At 60.6% G+C, this 596-nt stretch carries 1 protein-coding gene and 1 pseudogene; both read right to left on the reverse strand.

The window, feature by feature from the left end:
• Positions 1 to 201: pseudogene (locus AACY49_RS29940) on the reverse strand (Tn3 family transposase); the annotation flags it as partial.
• 127 nt (positions 202 to 328) lie between these two features.
• Positions 329 to 596: hypothetical protein (locus AACY49_RS29945; protein WP_339527823.1), on the reverse strand; the 268-nt coding region annotated here is incomplete at its 5' end.

Here is a 596-nt window from a genome sequence, read left to right on the forward strand (position 1 = left end):
CTTGATTGAGGCGACAATCCTGACGATGTCATCCCAATCGGCCTCGATCGCTGCCGTTTTGATGGTGCGGCCAATCAGATTTTCGATGCCCTTGTATGTCGATGGCGCAGCGATCGAACCCAGCTTGCGGTCGCCAATATCGCGCAGCCGGGGCGCGAAGCGGAACCCGAGTAGGTGGCAGAGTGCGAAAACATGATCGGTGGTTATCTGGACAATCAATCCCACCCGGCCATTTATAAGATACTATTCAGGCGCTCGATGGCATGCGAGGTTTCCTCGCATGCCATCGAGCGCAACCGCCGCAGGCGGAAGACGACCCGCCTCAAAATCAGCATCCCGAGGAGCTACGGGTGAGATCGACGAGCAGCGTATCGATCGGGCGGACGACACACTCGTGCCGCTCGACCTCGCGTCCCCAGCCGCGCTCGCGGGCATCTTCGATTAGGCGAAGCTCGACTGCGCGACGCTCGCGCAGTCGAGGCGTATAGGCCGGCGTAGTGACGAACCGCGAGCAGGTGAGATATAGGTCGCACTCGCAAGGGCCTTCCTCGGGCAGACGCAGGCAGTGGCCGAGTTCGAGCTCGGTCTTGAAGAAG

This window comes from Pseudomonas sp. EL_65y_Pfl2_R96, assembly GCF_963970905.1.
Taxonomy (GTDB): Bacteria; Pseudomonadota; Gammaproteobacteria; order Pseudomonadales; family Pseudomonadaceae; genus Aquipseudomonas.